Origin of the sequence: Streptomyces sp. NPDC021224, from assembly GCF_044332905.1 — a bacterium.
In the GTDB taxonomy this organism is placed as follows: Bacteria; Actinomycetota; Actinomycetes; order Streptomycetales; family Streptomycetaceae; genus Actinacidiphila.
This window is the reverse complement of record NZ_JBIRPW010000027.1, coordinates 50964-66579: the sequence shown is the minus strand read 5'-3', so window position 1 is coordinate 66579 and position 15616 is coordinate 50964. Positions and strand designations below refer to the sequence as shown.

Below are 15616 nucleotides of genomic sequence, written 5' to 3'. Positions count from 1 at the left end.
CGACCCCAAGCCCTACATCTGGACCAAGACCGCCGACGACATCCTCGAGCGCCTCGCCGGATATTTGAAGCGAATTCCTGACTCAGAAGACTAGGCTCTGTCGTCAAAGTGTGATCGTCCTTGGGTCCCCCTCTGGCGAGGGTGCAACCATCATGGGCTGATGAGTAGATTCGCAGAGGTCATCGTCCTGGCGCGAGAAGCTGAGGAGGTCATGGAGCCCCTTACCCGCCCTGACGAGGACCGGGACTGGCACCAGTGCTTCACGCGTGTGGACGATGGCATGTTCAATGGGTCGCGCGTGCAGTCTCGGGAGTGTTACGCGTGGGTTGTCCAGTTCATCCGCCACAACTGGCGCGGGTTGCTGAGCCATCTTGAGTCTCTCGCCTGGCCGTATCCGCATTCCGTTCAAGTCCTCGTTCGCGACGAGGAAGATGACTGTTTCGGTCTGTGGATGATCTACGACGGCAAACTGGTCGAGGTATCGCTGCCGCGCACCGAACGAGAGCCGTTCGAATGGTCCGTTACCGGGGTCCTCACTCGAACTGACCGCTATGCCGAAGAGGGTCCTTAAGGGCTGTCACCCCCACATCAGGAGTGATGCGAGGGTGACAGCCGCCTGGGGTAGGACTCGGCGGTCTTGTCGTATCGGGTGGCGACGCCCCGCCATTGCTTCAACCGGTTGAAGCAGCGTTCCACTACGTTGCGCCGTTTGTAGAGCTCACGGTCGAAGGCCGGTGGGCGGCCGCCGCGGCTGCCGCGCCGGGCCCGGTTTCGTACCTGGTCAGCCCGCTCGGGGATGGTATGGGCGATGCCCCGACGCCGCAGCCAGGTGCGGATCGCGCGGGAGCTGTAGCCCTTGTCACCGAGGACGTGAACCGCCTCTTCGGCCCCCACCGCCGAGAGCTGTTCCTCACCGTACTCGCCGCGCGCGACGACACCGTCGCCCGGCAGCGAGACCGGGAGCAAGAGCGCCTGCAGCGCAGTCTCGACGAGACCACCCGCCGGCAGGCCAACCTTCTCGCCCAGGCCCAGGACCGCGCCCCCGGAGACCCTTTTGCCGCAGGGCTGCGCGAGAGCTTCAACCGGCTCGCAGCCGACCAGATGCGGCTCGTTGCGGAGATCGGGGAGCCTGCCTGGCCCTGAATCTGGCGAAAGCGCCGGAACGTCTTCTCCGACCGCTGTTCGAGATCATCGGGCTCCGGATCAAGCTCCATCTCGACTCGGACGCAGTGACGATCAGCGTCACCCTGCCCGCCGAGGCGATGCCGGACCTGGCGTCGGCCGCCGGAAGGATCGAGGAGGACATGCCCGCACCCGGACGAGATGCCGGACGTGCAGGGTTTTGTGGTACCCCCAACGGGATGCCGCCAGCCACGGCACAGGCACCGAAGGGCTCACTGACGCTGTCGGCGACGGTCGAGGTGCCTCGTCGGCGCCGGGGCGGGGCGAGCGGCTCGGGAAGGGGCGCGAGGTGAGCGCGCCCGACGTCTGGGCGCGGCGTGCGTGCGCAGTCGTTGTGGCGGCGGTGGCGGCCTACGCCTCGTACGAGCACCAGCGGACCTTCGCCCTCGACGGCGGTGCGGACCCGGCGGGGGCGTCGCTGTGGCCGCTGTCGGTTGACGGCCTGCTGGTGCTGGCGACTATCGGGCTACTAAAGCCCCAGGCCGCGGGTCGTCGGCGTACCCGGTACGCGGTGCGGTTGGCATTCGGTATGGGCATCGCGATGTCGCTGGCCGCGAACGTGGCGGCGGCGCCGCGCTTGGCCTGGCAGCCGGTCCTGGTGGCGGGGTGGCCGCCGGTGGCGCTGCTGCTGGCGGTGGAGCTGCTCGCGACAGGCGCGGGGCGGGTGGAGCGAGCCGGGGCGGTGGGCGCACTGGAGGGGGCCGAGACACCGGCCTCCGGGCGCGAGAGCGCGGCCCGGCCCTCGGGCGTTCCCGAGCCCGCCGAGAGGAGCATGCCGCGAGAGTCCCGTCCCGCCAGCACAGGCCGTTCGAGAAACGGTAAGAGCGCGGAAGAGGCGATGTGGTCCTACTTTCAGCAGGAGCACGCGAAGGGCCGGACCCCGAGCGGCGCCGAGCTCGACCGCGCGATCGGCACCAACAACTACGGCCGCGCGGTCCTGGCCCAGTGGCGCCGCACCGGACGCCTTCCCTCCCAGGAGGGCGCGATCGAAGGGTGACGGCTGGTCCCGGAGACCTCGTATAGGCCATACCGATGCCGCTCACGAAGGCTGGAGGGTGACGTCCCGGTCGAATTGCTCGTGGTCGACTGGCCGCACTGCGGTCGCGACACCTCCGCTCACGCGGAGGGGAGCGGTGACGCCAAACACCGACGCCCGCCAGCCACGGGGCACCTCAGCTCGCGCGGAGAGGACTCGGCGGGGGTCTTGGGGGTCATGACGGGCTCCGGGGCACCTCCGCTCGCGCGGCGAGGACATGATCGCAGCCCTGTAGGAGGCACACGTGGGAGGGGTACCTCCGCTCGCGCGGAGAGGACGTACTGGAGCCCGGCTCCGGCGCCGGCGTCACCGGGACACCTCCGCTCGCGCGGAGAGGACGACAGCTCGGCGTACATCTCGCGGTACGCCCGCGGGACACTTCCGCTCGCGCGGAGAGGACTCACTCCTGAGGCACGGCCACTCGGGGAGCACCGGGCCACCTCCGCTCGCGCGGTGAGGACGAGCAGCATGACCACGCCGAGCACCGCCTGTGCGGGACACCTCCGCTCGCGCGGAGAGGACTATGGGAGTCACGCCGGCGTACCTCATCGAGGCGGGACACCTCCGCTCGCGCGGAGAGGACGGCATGCCCTGCCCGGACACGATGTCGTCGACCGGGACACCTCCGCTCGCGCGGAGAGGACGAAATCGAGCCGACACCCGAAGAGGTCTCTCGCGGGACACCTCCGCTCGCGCGGAGAGGACCCCGCGATCCCTGACGCCGTGTCCTCCAGCGCCGGGACACCTCCGCTCGCGCGGAGAGGACAACTTCGTCTCGCCGTCCAACATGACGTCGGACGGGACACCTCCGCTCGCGCGGAGAGGACCTCGGCGAGATCCCGGCCCACCTGCACGAACGCGGGACACCTCCGCTCGCGCGGAGAGGACACCGGCTGGGAGCTGCTGTACGACAAGCCCCGCGGGACACCTCCGCTCGCGCGGAGAGGACCTGGAGGGTCTGCTGGATGATTGCGGGCTGGTCGGGACACCTCCGCTCGCGCGGAGAGGACCTCTCGTTCGTTGCTCAGGTGTACGGCTGGCACGGGACACCTCCGCTCGCGCGGAGAGGACACCTCCCTGGCGAACGCCACACCGGCCACCGTCGGGACACCTCCGCTCGCGCGGAGAGGACACTTTCTGACCTGCGGCGTTAGAGGGACTTTGCAATCTCTTTGCTCGGCTCCAGCCGCGTCTGGCCGCTGCGGGTGCAGGTCGGGTCAGGCCGATACATGGAACGTCAGCCTACGGCCGGGGCCGCCATGAGCACCACGCGGTCGGCCGCGGGATCGAACCCGAGTACCGGGTTCCCGTAGTCGCCCTCGGCCGTCATCACCACCGACTTGCCCAGGTGGCGACCGAGCGTGGTCAGGAACTGGCACAGCACGTTCACCCCCTCCTGGCCCTGAAGCTCCCGGAGGTCGACGTCGAAGTCGATCTCCTCGGTCGACATCGGGCGGAAAATCACCAGCACGTCCGGCACTGGCCAGACATGCAACTCGGCAAGCACCGCGTCGGCATGATGTGTCAGCGCCTCTGCCGCGGAGGGCAGCGGACCAACGGCGCCGTCGGTCGAGTATTCCCATGCCCAGCCGCACGAACGGACCAGATCGAACACCGATTGCCAGTCCTCGACCGAGGCCCCTGACACGCACCCATCAGGCAGAGCGCCCATCAGCTCGGGGGCGAAGATATCCGTGACGTCTTCCCACAGCAGGTCTGGCATCCCGCCATGCTGCTCCCAAGGCCCCGCGAGCGCAGCCTGATTTCGAGCGACTGGACCCGCTGCCTCATACGTGCGTGAGCTGCTGGCGGAGTGCGGCGTCGGCCCGGTCGACGGCTGCTGTAATGGCTTGTTCGTGGATGGTGGGCAGGTATCCCGTGCCGACGCCCGCCCGCGACACGGTGGTGTGCAGATCCTGTTTCTGCCGCTCGGAGAGGTCCGTGCTCGCGGGGTGGTCGAGGAGTTCTCGGGCTGCGTGGGCGTCCAGGCGGGCCGCGGTGGCGGCGCCGTCGCGTAGTCGGTCGGCGCGGGGGTCGGACGGGTCCTTGAGGAGTTCGAGCGCGCTCAGCGCTGCTCGCGTCTGGAACGTGGCGGTTTCCGGGTCCGGAGAGGCCAGCAGCGCCTGTGTCAGCCGGAGTGCGCGGTCGAGCTCGCCCTCTTGAACGCCGATGTCTCGTGGGCTGCAGCAGACGCTCAGGAGGGCCCCGACGGTCCCCTCCCACGGTTCGCAGATCGCGGAGGAGCTGATCAGGTCGCGGGCTTCCTGGCCGAGGCCGCGTTCCATCAGCGACATGACCTTGATCTGGCGTCCGTCGAGCAGGCGGTTGCCGATGCCGCGGTGTGCGGCCATCGCTTCGGCGGCTTCCGTCCAGCGGCCGGTCCGGGCCAAGGCCCGCGCGCCGTCCGTCAGGAGGGCGAGCCAGAGCTCGCGGACGATCCTGCGGTGGTCCGTATCCGAGGTGGTGAGGGCAGAGAGGTCGACGGCGTGGCCGTGGAACTCGGCAGTGCCTCGGGCAACAGCGGCACGGTGGAGCCGGTCGAGAACGTCGTAGGCGGCTTCGCCGTCGCCCGCGCGGGTCAGCAGGCGGGAGACGTTGATCAGGGGCATGAGCGACATCGACGCGACATCGCCGGTGAGGCGTCCTGCGTCGGCGAAGGCGGCGTGCTGCCGCCAGCACAGCTCGGCCGCGAGTTCGGGCATGCCGACGTCGGAAGCGATCAGGGCGGCCATGTTGAGGATCCCGCAGGTGCAGGCCACCGTGTCGCGGTGGTCGGCACCTGCGGGCGCGACAGCCGCCCGGGTGAGGTGGGCGACGCGTTCGTCCAGCGGTAACGCGGGCCGCTTGGGACGGCGGACCAGCGGGATGCGGCGTGCTATCGCGGGGAGCATCCGCGGTCAGCTCTTGCGGGGCCAGTCGACGACGAGGCGGCTGTGCGCCTTGTCGATGACGAAGCGCGGCGCGGTGGGGGCGAGTTGGTCGCGGGCGGTGCCGACGGCCATGCGGAAGGACGGCTCGGGCCCGTCGTTGCCCCAGCCCTCGTGCCACGTACGGATCTCGGTGGCGACGTGGTCGGCGAGTTCCGCACCTCGCGGGCCGTGGCCGATGACGCCGATCGCGCCGAACCAGCCATGCTCGTCCTCGCCGGTGGGCATGGTCAGGTAGGCGAGGCTGTCGCCGTCGAGCGCGGCCATGGAGCCCCAGAAGAAGTGCGGCCTGAAGCCGGGGCGCTGGCCCGGCATCCGGGACAGGCCGCTCGGCAGGACGCACGCCAGGTAGAGGTACAGCCACTCGAAGGGCGCGCCCTTGCGGAACACCACGCCGGTGTCGACCTCGGTCGACGGGGTGTCCAGGACCGTACGGATCGCGTCGCGGTCGACCTGCTGCTCGCTGAAGGTCTCCAGGCGGACGTTGCCTTCCCCGGCCAGGGGTACGACAGTGCGGAGGTCGTCGCAGACGCCCTTGCGCAGCGGGATGAAGCTGGCCATCTCGCAGGAGACGGTCCTCCACACGTCGCCGTCGCGCTCGAAGGCGAAGGAGCGGGAGATGCTGCCGCGGATGCGCATCGGCAGGACGAGGCGGCCTGCGGGCGCGAGCTGGTCGAGGATCCTCACCGGCACGTCGCCCGCACCGACGGTGAACTGGATGCGGTCGTACGGCGCGTGTTCGGGCAGGCCGGCCGCGCCGTCGCCGAGGACTGCCGAGACGTTCTGCGCCCCGGTCCGGGCAAGGGTCGTGCGGGCGCGTTCGACGAGGTCCGCGTCGACGTCCAGCGTCCACACGTGCCCGCCGGGGGAGACGAGCCGGCCGAGCAGCGCGGCGTTGTAGCCGGTGGCGGCCCCCGCTTCGAGGACCCGGTCGCCCGGCTTCGCGCCGAGCTGCTCCAGCTGGATGGCGACGATCTGGGGCGCGGAGATGCAGGAGAGCACCTCGCCGCGCTCGCCGTGCTTGATCGGTGTGGCGTCCTCGGCGTAGGCGCCTTCGAGGTCGACGCCGGGGAGGAACCGGTGGCGTTCGACGGTCCGGAAGGCCTCGGTGACCTCGGGGGTACGCAGGTGGCCGCTTTCGGTGAGGCGGTTCACGAGCGCTTCGCGCAGGGCGGCGGGGGTGGTGCTTTCGGGGGTCAGCGTCTTCTCCATTTCGGTGAGGCTAGGGGCGGTGCGGGCGGCCCGGCGGGGTGACACGGCGTCTTCCGCTCGTTCGGGGAAGGCCACGGTGCGGCCCAACCAGGCTGCGGCGGCCTGTTGGTGGGCGGGTACGCCGGCGCGGTTGAAGGCGAAGATGGCGTGGTGGGCGAGGACCGCGCGAAGGCCGCGGGTCAGTAGTCCGTCAGAGGCGAGCTGCTTGAGCTCCCGCCCGGTGCGCTCGAAGGCGGCCACGCGGTCCGTCCAGCCGGGCTCAGGGTTCTGTCGGCGCGCAGCGTCCGCGGTCATCAGGTGCCGCATCGACGTCACCGCACGGCCAAGTGCCGAGCCGGTGGGCGGGATGGCGGGCGGCCGCAGGGCGGCGAGCTGCGCCCAGATGTCCCCGGCCTCGAAGGGATCCTGCCCGGCAGAGCGGAACATGGCGGACAGCAGCAGGACGGAGCGCTCGCGGCCCCCGGGGACGCCGACCTGCGCCAGGGCGCAGCGCGAGTCCGCGCAGAACAGCTCGTGCGCGAGTCCCATGGCGTCCGGACCGCCGAAGGCATGGGTCTCGGGCTCGTAGATGCCGCCGGTCCAGCCGCTGATCTGCCCGTCAGCGACGAGTTTCTCCAGGAGGTCGAGGACGGGGTGTTCCGTGCGCAGCCGCAGGCCGGCGTCCTTCCGGAGGAAATGGAACCGCTGATCGCATAACTCCGCATGCAGGGCTCGGGCCCCCTGCGGGGTGACCGTGCCACCGGGGAACGCCAGGCTCACGTGCCACCAGGCTGTTTCGTGAGCGATCGGGATCTTCTCGTCGTCGGTGTCCATGCGCGCCTCCGCGCTCCTTTCGGTCGGTGCGGATCAGGTGATGAGCAGGGCCTTCGTCCAGCCCGTGGTGTCAGTCCCGTCGAGCGCGAGCTGTGCTCCTGCGCGGCCTTCGACGAACCCCGGCTTCGGCAGTTGGTCCAGGTCCGCGGTCAGGCGTCGAAGCAGGTCGTCCAGTAGAGGGGTGAAGCGCTCGGGCACGAGGCTGTCGGCCGTGACGGCACGGGTCAGGGTCACCAGGCCCGCCCAGCCGTGACAGAGCGAGGCGTCGGTGATGCGGGCGAGGTGCGCCGGGTCGGACAGAATCGCCACGAAGGCGTCCTCCGCCGCCCGGCGGCGGTAGGGGTCGTCCAGTGCGAGCCCGGCGAGCTGTTGCGCGCGGGCGATCCCGGGCAGGCCGTAGCACCACGAGGGGCGGGCGGGCTCATGGCCCGATGGCCCTCCCGCGTTCAGGTGGGCGCGTGTCGTCCAGTACGACCCGCCGTAGACGTCCAGCCAGTTCGCGATCAACTCGATTGCCTCGTGCTGCTCCGGCACCAGGACGTCCTGCCCGGCGGCCAGGCACAGGACCGAGAGGACTCCGGAGATGCCGTGCGCCATGCCGTTGTTGCCGTGCCCGCCGGGCATCTCCTCGCCGCCGGGCCCGGTTGCGGACCACCACCCGGGCAGCTGCCGGCCGTCGATCCGGACCGGTCGCGTCAGGGACACGAGGTAGGTCAGTACGTCCTCCAACCGTCGGGATGTCTCCCCACGGGTGAGCAGCAGCGCGCCGAGCCCGGTCAGGCCGCGCACGAGGTCGAACTCCGCGAGATGCGGCAGCTCGCCGCAATTCTGTCGCGCACGAGCGGCGGCAAGCCGCGTATCCACGACGCGATCGACCGTGGCACGGACGTCGGGACGGACGCGTCCCGTACGGCCGAGGACGAACTCCAGCGCGGGGGCACCGTGGAAAAGCGATGCGTTGCCGCCGGCGCTGACACCGCCTGCCACTGCTCGGGCCAGATGCTGGTGCGCGGCGGGCAGGTTGCCGCGTTCGATGTCCAGCAGCGCTGTCCCGAGCGGGCCTTCGGACAGATCCTGCGTCCGGGGCAGGGCCTTCGCCGTCACGAGCGCGCCGCCATGGGAACGACGATGCTGTGGGCGCGCCCGCCGATCCATCCGTCCGCATCCTGCGGCGGAGCCTCGTAGAGGGATGCGGCGCTGGCCGCGCTTCCGGCGAGGTGCACGCGCAGCAGGTCCAGATGCATGTCCTGACGCAGATCGAGGGGGAGTTGCATGTCGTCCTCGGCGAGCAGCACACGGTCGGGCAGCCTGAACCGGCTCTTCCACGCGTGTAACTCCCGGGCCCACTCGCCCAGCGACGCGCTACGGCCGGGCAGGTCCCGGGCCCGGAGCTTCCACCGTGCGGGCACCAGCAGGGTGCGCCGGTAGCGCAAGGCGGGGAGGACGGGAAGCGTCCAGGCCGCTCCCCAGTCGAACCACGTCACCTGCGGCGCACCGGCCCTGCTGATCTCGGCCAGGAACCGGGCCAGCGGCGGGGCGCAGTTGTTCCACACGAAGTTGACGGCGGTCGGCGTGACCGGCTCGATGCGCGTGCCGGTCGCGGCCTCGACGAGGTGGAGACAACCACCGAGCGCACGGACAGCGAGATCCGCGGGGAACAGCACCCCCTCCCGCGGACGTCGGAACTCACCCACGCTGAGCACTCGGGGAAGAGCCTGCGGAGCCCGCGTCAGCAGGTCCAACGGGACGCGTCCGGCATGGAAGGACAGTTGCAACAGCTCCGAGCCGTCCTCAACCGTGGGCAGATCCTTACAGGCCGTGGCGGCGTCCGGGACGAGGTGCCAGAACCGACCGGTCATCGTGCCGACTCCGCGAGACACGGTCGAGACCTCCAGCCGGAAGTCACCCCGGTCGAGGGCGTGCACCGAGCAGGCCCTGAGGTGCGCGCACAGTTCGAGGTGCGGCGCATCGATCCGGCGCGTGCCCGCGGCGGCCTCCAGCTCGTCGATCAGGACGCCGGACAGCACCACCTCGCGGCGGCCTTCGGCGGCAGCCGTCCCCGCCAGTTCCAGCAGCAGACGGTCCCGCCGCGTCATCACGCGGGGCGGCGCGTATACCTCGCCGAAGCCCACGGGCAGCCCGAGGCCGCGACCAGGGTCCGTCACCAGCTCCAGCGGCACCTCGGCGCCCTCGCCGTAGCGGGCGATGAACCGCTTGGTGTAGTCGCGCCACGCGTGGGTGCCCGCCGGGTGCATCGCGAGCCGGGCGAGAAGCGTCGCGGCGGTCTCCGCCTCGGTGAGCACCGTCTCGGGTAACCGTACAGTCGCATCCAGCCGCAGATCCGCCGCGGATCGCCCGCGCCGAACCTCGTCGCGCAGGGCGGCCGGCAGCACGTCGGCCGGATCGACGACGGTCGCGGGAGCGCGCAGCGCGGAGCGCAGGAGCCGCACGTGGAGGAGCTGGGCGAGCAGCCGGGACCGAGCGGGCTCGGACGTGCGCGGGTACTCCGCGGCGAGCTTCTCCGCCAGGCCCGCACATCGGATCGGCGCCCGTGCAGCGTCGAGCACCAGGGCGACCGCGGGCGACATCACGAGCGAGATCTCCGCTGCCCCCTCGGAAGGGACGACGACGCGTCCGTCCTGCAGGCGGGCGAGGTTGTTGACGCACACCTCCACATCGGCCATTCGCTCGCTGCTTGCTTCCCACCTGCTGACGGCCTCGTCCAGAACCACCGGATCAGGACGGGCGACGGCCCGGTGCCGGTCCCCGACGCGCACCTCGGCCCCGGCGCCGAAGCGGAGCGGTGCGACCCCGGCGAACAGCCCGAACGGGGTGGAACGGCCGGTGTACCGGATCGCATACCGGGCGAGGGCCAGGGCCGCACGCCGCGCACGGCGTGTCGGCACCGAGTCCCCGGCGACAATCCCCTCGACCTTGCGCGTGAGGTCGGGGCTGGCACCGGTCACGGCCTGCCGGAAGGCGTCATCGCCCCACACCGCGGCCAGCCATGCACGCCAGTCGTCCACGGGAGCGTCAGCCGCCGGCCACGGCGGCACGGTCGGGCCGGCGACGCTCGCCGCGGCCCGCAGCATCCCGTCGGCCACGCCTCGGTAGGTCCTGGCTCGCGCGCGCGTCATCTGGAGCTTTCCTTCCTTGTACGAAGGTGCGTGCTGGGCGGAGGAACCCGCCCAGCACGCACAGACGGACCTTGCTACTCCACCGAGGAGCCGCCGCAGGCGCTCGGGCACGACGAGCCGCAGTTGTCGCCGGTGGTGCACATCAGCACCGACTCGCTGGCCGGGGTGTTCTCGATGAAGGTGATGTCGAGCTCGAACGGGTCGTCGGGGACCTGGGCGCTCGGCGCGGGAGCCGAGGCCTGGGTAGCAGTGGTCATCTGCATGTCCTTCCACTTGAGGTGCGGTGAACCTGGCCTGTGCCTGCTGGCGTGCAGGGCAGGGGCTCGGGGACCGGGCGTCGACGTTCGGACTCGACGCCCGGAGATCATCGGGGATGAAACACAGGAACGGGGTCGGCCACAGCGGGGCGGGGGCCGGCCCGTTGAGCCCGACGGAGCGGAGCGTCGGCGCCGCCGCGGGCCGCCTGATCACGGGGCCTGGGGCAAGGACGGGTCGTCCACCTCGAACGTGTGCCCACCCGGGTGTCCCGCGAATTCGCAACACGGCTCGCTGCCGTGGGCGGACGGGCTGACCGCGTCGCAGTCGTCCCGCACCTCCAGAACCACGGGAAGGTGCCCCTCGGCCCAACTGGTCCAGACGGCGCCGGTCTCGCACCCGTCGAGGTGGAGCACGAAGGCATGGTGGTCGCCGGTGGAGTGAGTGCCGAGAGGGCATCGGAGCTTCCGCTCGACGTCCTCCGCCTTCGCGCTTCCAGGAAGGGCGAAGGAGAGTGCCAGCGTTGCCAGGTGCCGGGGAAGGAGCGTGAGAGCTCCGCAGACGGGGACGCGGGGGTGGGACTGGCCACGGGAAGGTGCCGACATCGGGCTGGAGGGTCCTTATGGGGTTCGAAAGCTCGGCAGTGGTGAGGGGGCTGTCGCACCAGCCCACGGAGGCGGCAGGCCGCGAAGCCGGCGGCAGCGCGGCGGCAGATTCCGTCGGGCGGGGCTCGGATGGAGGCGGCGATCACGGCATGAGCTCTCCGTCCGTGGGGACGCGGGCAGCACACCAGGTTCGTGTGCCGTCCTGGCTGACGCCCCAGTCGTCCGCGAGGGCGTCCACCAGGAGCAGGCCACGGCCGCTCTCCGCATCGGAGTCCGCGGCGCGGATGCTCGGCCGGGTGGGAGACCCGTCCTCGACCTCGACGACGAGGAAGTCGCCGACCAGCACCATGCGGAACGCGATCTGCTGATCGGCCCCGTAACGCAGCCCGTTCGTGACCAGCTCGCTGATCAGCAACAGCGAGCTGTCGATCACCGACGGCAAGCCCCAGAGCGACAGCTTCGCGCGGGCAATTCTGCGCAGTCGAGGGACCCAGGCGGCCGTGGTCTCGGATACCTCGGCTCCCCCTAACAGCGGCTCACGGTCGACCGTCAACGAGAGCATCTGCCGTATGCCCGACAAGGCGGTTGCCGGGTTCCCCGCGCGCAGCTCGGCGAGGATCTCCAGACCGGGGGCAACAGCACCCATTTCCCCTCACCTCTCGGCAACTCACGGGCGACGGCGCGGCTCATGGGCCGCTGGCAGCCGACCCTTCGTCAGGTCTTGTGCGGGCCCAACTACGGTGGCGCAGCCCCTCGTAGAGTTGCAACTGGATCGCCACTGAAATTTCTGCGCAACTCAAAAAAGGACTATTCGTGAGGTTGCGCAGAAGGATGTGGCGGCGACGCAGAGGATGCGACACTCTGCGCACAGTGGTAGAGAGCATGCACAAGTGCTTGGGGGTAGTGCACACATGGCAGCGAAACGCGGTGCGAGCGGCAGGAGGCTGGAGCTCGGCATCCAGCTCAAGCAACTCCGGGAAAACTGCCCGCCCGTCGAGGAGGGCCGAGCCCGCGGGATGACCCGCAAGGCGGCGGTACGCGGCCTCAAGGCGCTCTCCGAGCCGAGCCTTGCCAGGATCGAGAACGGCGAGCTGAACTTTCGCCGGAACCCCGGGGACCTGAGGACGCTGCTGCGGCGGTACGGCGTCATCGACGAGTCGCTCGTCGAGCAGTTGCTGGAGCTGAACCGGGAGAGCGCGAACGACGAGTGGCTCACGCAGTACCGCAGCTTCATGCCGACCGGGATGCCGCACTACGTCGGCCTAGAAGCCGAGGCGATGATGATCAGCGCCTACCACCCGACGGTCGTGTACGGCCTGCTCCAGACCGAGGCGTACGCTCGGGCGCTCTTCGAAGTGCAGCGGCCCGTCGAGGACACCACGGCAGAGTTCGTACGGCGCAACGTGGAACTTCGGATGGAGCGCAAGCGCCGCGTCCTGGGGCGCGACGACTCGGTCCGGCTGCGCGTCATCCTCGGAGAAGCGGCGCTCAGGATTCCCGTCGGAGACGACGAGGTGATGCGCGAGCAGTACACCGAGATCGTCAAGCTGGCCCGGCAGGACCACGTCTCGATCCAGATACTGCCCTTCAAGCGCGGCTACCGGTCAAGCAACGACTTCACGATCCTCGACCTCGGTGAGCTGCCTGCGCGGGTGCAGACGGACAATGCTTGGGGCGCGGTGTCGACTTCGGACAAGCCCCGCGAGGTCGATCGGTTCACCCGCCGGTTCGACGCGATGGTGGGTGTGGCCCTGGGCCTCGAAGACACCATCGACTTCCTGGAAGAACTAGCAAGAAGGTAGTAGAGCCATTAACACTCACGTTCCGGCCAACGAACTGCTTCCCGACGAGGCCTGGCGCAAGTCGTCCTACAGCGACGGCACCGGCAACAACTGCGTCGAGTTCGCCGACGCGCTCGCTGTTCTCGGCGGCATCGGAGTACGCGACTCGAAGGACCCGAGCGGCCCGGCCCTTACCTTCAGCCCGGCCGCCTGGGCCGAGTTCGTCGACCTGATCCGCACAGGCCGGGCCGACTTCGGCACAGTCTGAGGCCCGACTGCGCTACGGGGCAGCGGCGCCGGGGAAGAGCGCCGCGCCGTACCCGCCGGTGGGGCAACAACCCCGTGCGCAGCCTCGGAGTCCGGGCCGCCGCCGGGGCCATCCCCGTCCTCGCCTCAACGGCCGGCGCCCCGGGCCGGGTGCCCAGGGGGTGGGGTGCCTCCGCTCGCGCGGAGAGGACGGCCCGACCAGCCAGGCCGGGGCCATCTACCCCGGGACACCTCCGCTCGCGCGGAGAGGACGGTGCGCTGGCCAGCCATGCCTCCACCTCCTCCGGGACACCTCCGCTCGCGCGGAGAGGACGCCGAGGCCCTCCTCGCCACCATCGCCGACATCGGGACACCTCCGCTCCCGCGGAGAGGACGACGTGCACATCAACAGCCCAGGCGGCGACGTCGGGACACCTCCGCTCCCGCGGAGAGGACTTCGAAGCGCCGTTGGCGGTGAAGCGGACGGCCGGGACACCTCCGCTCCCGCGGAGAGGACACCCGCACGCGACACCGGTCGCGATGGGAATGCGGGACACCTCCGCTCCCGCGGCGAGGACCCTTCGAAGGTGCGGCCGTGGCAGTGGCCATCCGGGACACCTCCGCTCCCGCGGAGAGGACGATACCCCTGTGAGACCTGACCGCAGCGAGACCGGGACACCCCCGCTCCCGCGGAGAGGACCTCGCCGAGCACGACGACGGGCTCGCCGGCGCCGGGACACCTCCGCTCCCGCGGAGAGGACACAGGCCGCCGGGATTCATACGTTCACCGCGCCGGGACACCTCCGCTCCCGCGGAGAGGACGGCGGAACCGCATGACCGTGTACTTGGCGCACCGGGACACCTCCGCTCGCGCGGAGAGGACGCGCCCGCGGCGTACACCGCGGGCGCCGGGACCGGGACACCTCCGCTCGCGCGGAGAGGACGGGAGCGGGGTGACAAGCAGGGGCGTGTCCAGCGGGACACCTCCGCTCGCGCGGAGAGGACACTTCGTGACCTGCGGCGTCAGAGGGGCTTTGCAATCTCTTTGCTCGGATCCAGCCGCGTCTGAGCGCTGCGGGCGCAGGCCGGGTCAGGTCGGTACATGGAACGTCAGCCTACGGCTGCGGAGGCCATCAGCACCACGCGGGCAGCTGCCGTAGTGAACCCGCGCGGCGGGTTCCCGCAATTGGCTTTCGGCCCTCATCGTCACCGGGCTGCGCACGACCGGTGACGGCTGACGCTTCCGCCCGGGGCTCCCGGACGGCGTCGCTAGGGCTGCGGGTCGCAGCCAACTCAGAGCCGCCGGAGGGGCCGTGGACATCGCAGAGGCGCAGAAGCTCGCCTGGGAGAACAAGAACGCCAAGGGTTTCAACACCACTAACGTGGCACTGGAGTTCGGCCTGCTCACCGCTGAGGTGGGGGAGGCGTTCACTGCGTGGCGTAAGCGGCTTCCTGACTTCGGCGAAGAGCTGGCGGACGTCGTGCTCTACGCTGCGGCGCTCGCCGAGATGAACGGGGTGGACCTCGACGCCGAGCTGGCGCGCAAGATCGAGAAGAACGTCCGCAGGACGTACGAGCGGAATGCGGACGGGGTGCCGATCAGGTCCAGCGACGACTGAACTCGTACGTTCCGGTTCCGGAGACCGCGCCTGCCGGATTCAGCCACGAAGGCTTCTGGAGCGCAGGCTTTTCGCCAAGTCGGCGTTCCCACACAAAAGTGGGAGCGTGCATAGCCCCGTTCCCACCTTGCAGCGGGAACGGGGCGGGGGGATAGGGATTGCTGACCGCAAGGTGAGCATCTCGACTACGCGTGAGGCGGGTGTGGCTATGGCGGTGCCCTCACGGGCCTTACGGCGCTGCCGGACGCCGTTGTTGATCGGTCTCACCGTGATCGCTGGGCTTGCCCTCGCCGACTGCAACTCCACCGAGGACTCGCCCCCGGCTGGCAAAGACGTGACGCGGGCACCGAGTTCGCCCGTCACCCGGTCGGCCGTGCCGACAGCTTCCGACGCCGCCGCCAGGCGTGCCGCCACCGCGGCATACCTGGGGATGTGGCAGGACATGGCCACCGCCGGCGGGACCTCGGACTGGAAGTCGCCGCTGCTCGCCCACCACGCCACCGGCGATGCCCTGTCGACGATTTCCCGGGGTCTGTACGCGGACCACCTCAACGGCCTGGTCAGCAAGGGCGCGCCGAAGGACGACCCCAAGGTGACCTCGGCCGTGCCCGCGACGGAGCCGACGACCGTGACGGTCTCCGACTGTGGGGACTCGACCGGGTGGCTCAAGTACCGCGAGGGCAGTAACAGCCCGGTCGGCGACAAGGGCGGTCGGCGAGCGATCACGGCCGAGGTCCAACGGCAGGCCGACGGCACATGGAAGGTCGCCCGGTTCGCGGTCGAGGGGCTGGGGTCGTGCTGAG

14 protein-coding genes, 1 pseudogene and 2 CRISPR repeat arrays are annotated in these 15616 nt (G+C 70.4%); of the genes and pseudogenes, 7 read left to right on the top strand and 8 right to left on the bottom strand.

Translation table 11 applies throughout. The features are described 5' to 3' along the window. Positions 1 to 160: 160 nt before the first annotated feature. Positions 161 to 571 carry a hypothetical protein gene (locus tag ACH4PY_RS36025; protein ID WP_398192735.1) on the top strand — a complete coding sequence of 137 codons (411 nt, stop codon included), beginning with the start codon at positions 161 to 163 and terminating at the stop codon, positions 569 to 571. Positions 572 to 577: 6 nt separating this feature from the next. Here the strand turns inward: ACH4PY_RS36025 and ACH4PY_RS36020 are convergent. After that, a pseudogene (locus tag ACH4PY_RS36020) lies at positions 578 to 870 on the bottom strand (transposase); the annotation flags it as partial. Here ACH4PY_RS36020 and ACH4PY_RS36015 point away from each other — a divergent pair. Together ACH4PY_RS36015 and ACH4PY_RS36010 are read left to right on the top strand one after the other, a co-directional pair. Continuing rightward, positions 871 to 1143 (top strand): hypothetical protein, encoded by a 273-nt coding sequence (locus ACH4PY_RS36015; protein WP_398192734.1) that lies wholly within the window; start codon positions 871 to 873, stop codon positions 1141 to 1143. It abuts the pseudogene before it with no gap. 328 nt (positions 1144 to 1471) lie between these two features. Continuing rightward, the gene (locus ACH4PY_RS36010) at positions 1472 to 2179 is read left to right on the top strand and encodes a DUF2637 domain-containing protein (protein ID WP_398192733.1); all 708 of its coding nucleotides are present in this window, start codon (positions 1472 to 1474) and stop codon (positions 2177 to 2179) included. A 105-nt stretch (positions 2180 to 2284) separates the two neighbouring features. After that, positions 2285 to 3350: direct repeats of the CRISPR family, unit length 29 nt; unit sequence CGGGACACCTCCGCTCGCGCGGAGAGGAC. Positions 3351 to 3455: 105 nt separating this feature from the next. Here ACH4PY_RS36010 and ACH4PY_RS36005 read toward each other — a convergent pair. The 7 genes from ACH4PY_RS36005 to ACH4PY_RS35975 all read right to left on the bottom strand — a co-directional run bounded on the left by ACH4PY_RS36005 (position 3456) and on the right by ACH4PY_RS35975 (position 11813). Further along, on the bottom strand, positions 3456 to 3941 hold the full coding sequence (locus ACH4PY_RS36005) for a hypothetical protein (RefSeq protein ID WP_398192732.1): 486 nt from the start codon (positions 3939 to 3941) through the stop codon (positions 3456 to 3458). 64 nt (positions 3942 to 4005) lie between these two features. Further along, a complete protein-coding gene (locus tag ACH4PY_RS36000; protein ID WP_398192731.1) occupies positions 4006 to 5109 on the bottom strand; it encodes a hypothetical protein in 1104 nt (367 codons plus the stop codon). Between the two features lie 6 nt (positions 5110 to 5115). Next, complete coding sequence (gene fxlM / locus ACH4PY_RS35995) at positions 5116 to 7170, bottom strand: methyltransferase, FxLD system (protein WP_398192730.1); 2055 nt, start codon at positions 7168 to 7170, stop codon at positions 5116 to 5118. A 33-nt stretch (positions 7171 to 7203) separates the two neighbouring features. Further along, entirely contained in the window at positions 7204 to 8274 is a 1071-nt protein-coding gene (locus ACH4PY_RS35990) for a lanthionine synthetase C family protein (RefSeq protein ID WP_398192729.1), read from the bottom strand. Then, positions 8271 to 10307 carry a lantibiotic dehydratase family protein gene (locus tag ACH4PY_RS35985; protein WP_398192728.1) on the bottom strand — a complete coding sequence of 679 codons (2037 nt, stop codon included), beginning with the start codon at positions 10305 to 10307 and terminating at the stop codon, positions 8271 to 8273. The genes ACH4PY_RS35990 and ACH4PY_RS35985 overlap by 4 nt, the downstream gene beginning before the upstream one ends. A 74-nt stretch (positions 10308 to 10381) precedes the next feature. Next, on the bottom strand, positions 10382 to 10564 hold the full coding sequence (locus ACH4PY_RS35980; protein WP_031520580.1) for an FxLD family lanthipeptide: 183 nt from the start codon (positions 10562 to 10564) through the stop codon (positions 10382 to 10384). A 745-nt stretch (positions 10565 to 11309) separates the two neighbouring features. Then, positions 11310 to 11813, bottom strand: a complete 504-nt coding sequence (locus ACH4PY_RS35975; protein ID WP_398192727.1) for an ATP-binding protein — start codon at positions 11811 to 11813, stop codon at positions 11310 to 11312. Between the two features lie 265 nt (positions 11814 to 12078). On the opposite strand from ACH4PY_RS35975, the gene ACH4PY_RS35970 reads away from it, so the two are divergent. The 4 genes from ACH4PY_RS35970 (at position 12079) to ACH4PY_RS35955 (ending at position 15615) form a co-directional block, all read left to right on the top strand. Next, on the top strand, positions 12079 to 12969 hold the full coding sequence (locus ACH4PY_RS35970) for a helix-turn-helix domain-containing protein (protein ID WP_398192726.1): 891 nt from the start codon (positions 12079 to 12081) through the stop codon (positions 12967 to 12969). Positions 12970 to 12976: 7 nt separating this feature from the next. Continuing rightward, complete coding sequence (locus ACH4PY_RS35965; protein WP_398192739.1) at positions 12977 to 13216, top strand: DUF397 domain-containing protein; 240 nt, start codon at positions 12977 to 12979, stop codon at positions 13214 to 13216. 161 nt (positions 13217 to 13377) lie between these two features. Then, positions 13378 to 14199: direct repeats of the CRISPR family, unit length 29 nt; unit sequence CGGGACACCTCCGCTCCCGCGGAGAGGAC. A 308-nt stretch (positions 14200 to 14507) separates the two neighbouring features. Continuing rightward, entirely contained in the window at positions 14508 to 14813 is a 306-nt protein-coding gene (locus ACH4PY_RS35960) for a MazG-like family protein (RefSeq protein ID WP_398192725.1), read from the top strand. A gap of 373 nt (positions 14814 to 15186) precedes the next feature. Beyond that, complete coding sequence (locus ACH4PY_RS35955; RefSeq protein ID WP_398192724.1) at positions 15187 to 15615, top strand: hypothetical protein; 429 nt, start codon at positions 15187 to 15189, stop codon at positions 15613 to 15615. Position 15616 lies beyond the last annotated feature (1 nt).

Coding starts and splice junctions, on each gene's coding strand:
- ACH4PY_RS36025 (WP_398192735.1), top strand. CDS start 161: ATGAGTAGATTCGCAGAGGTCATCGTCCTGGCGCGAGAAGCTGAGGAG.
- ACH4PY_RS36005 (WP_398192732.1), bottom strand. CDS start 3,941: ATGCCAGACCTGCTGTGGGAAGACGTCACGGATATCTTCGCCCCCGAG.
- ACH4PY_RS36000 (WP_398192731.1), bottom strand. CDS start 5,109: ATGCTCCCCGCGATAGCACGCCGCATCCCGCTGGTCCGCCGTCCCAAG.
- fxlM (WP_398192730.1), bottom strand. CDS start 7,170: ATGGACACCGACGACGAGAAGATCCCGATCGCTCACGAAACAGCCTGG.
- ACH4PY_RS35985 (WP_398192728.1), bottom strand. CDS start 10,307: ATGACGCGCGCGCGAGCCAGGACCTACCGAGGCGTGGCCGACGGGATG.
- ACH4PY_RS35980 (WP_031520580.1), bottom strand. CDS start 10,564: ATGACCACTGCTACCCAGGCCTCGGCTCCCGCGCCGAGCGCCCAGGTC.
- ACH4PY_RS35975 (WP_398192727.1), bottom strand. CDS start 11,813: ATGGGTGCTGTTGCCCCCGGTCTGGAGATCCTCGCCGAGCTGCGCGCG.
- ACH4PY_RS35970 (WP_398192726.1), top strand. CDS start 12,079: ATGGCAGCGAAACGCGGTGCGAGCGGCAGGAGGCTGGAGCTCGGCATC.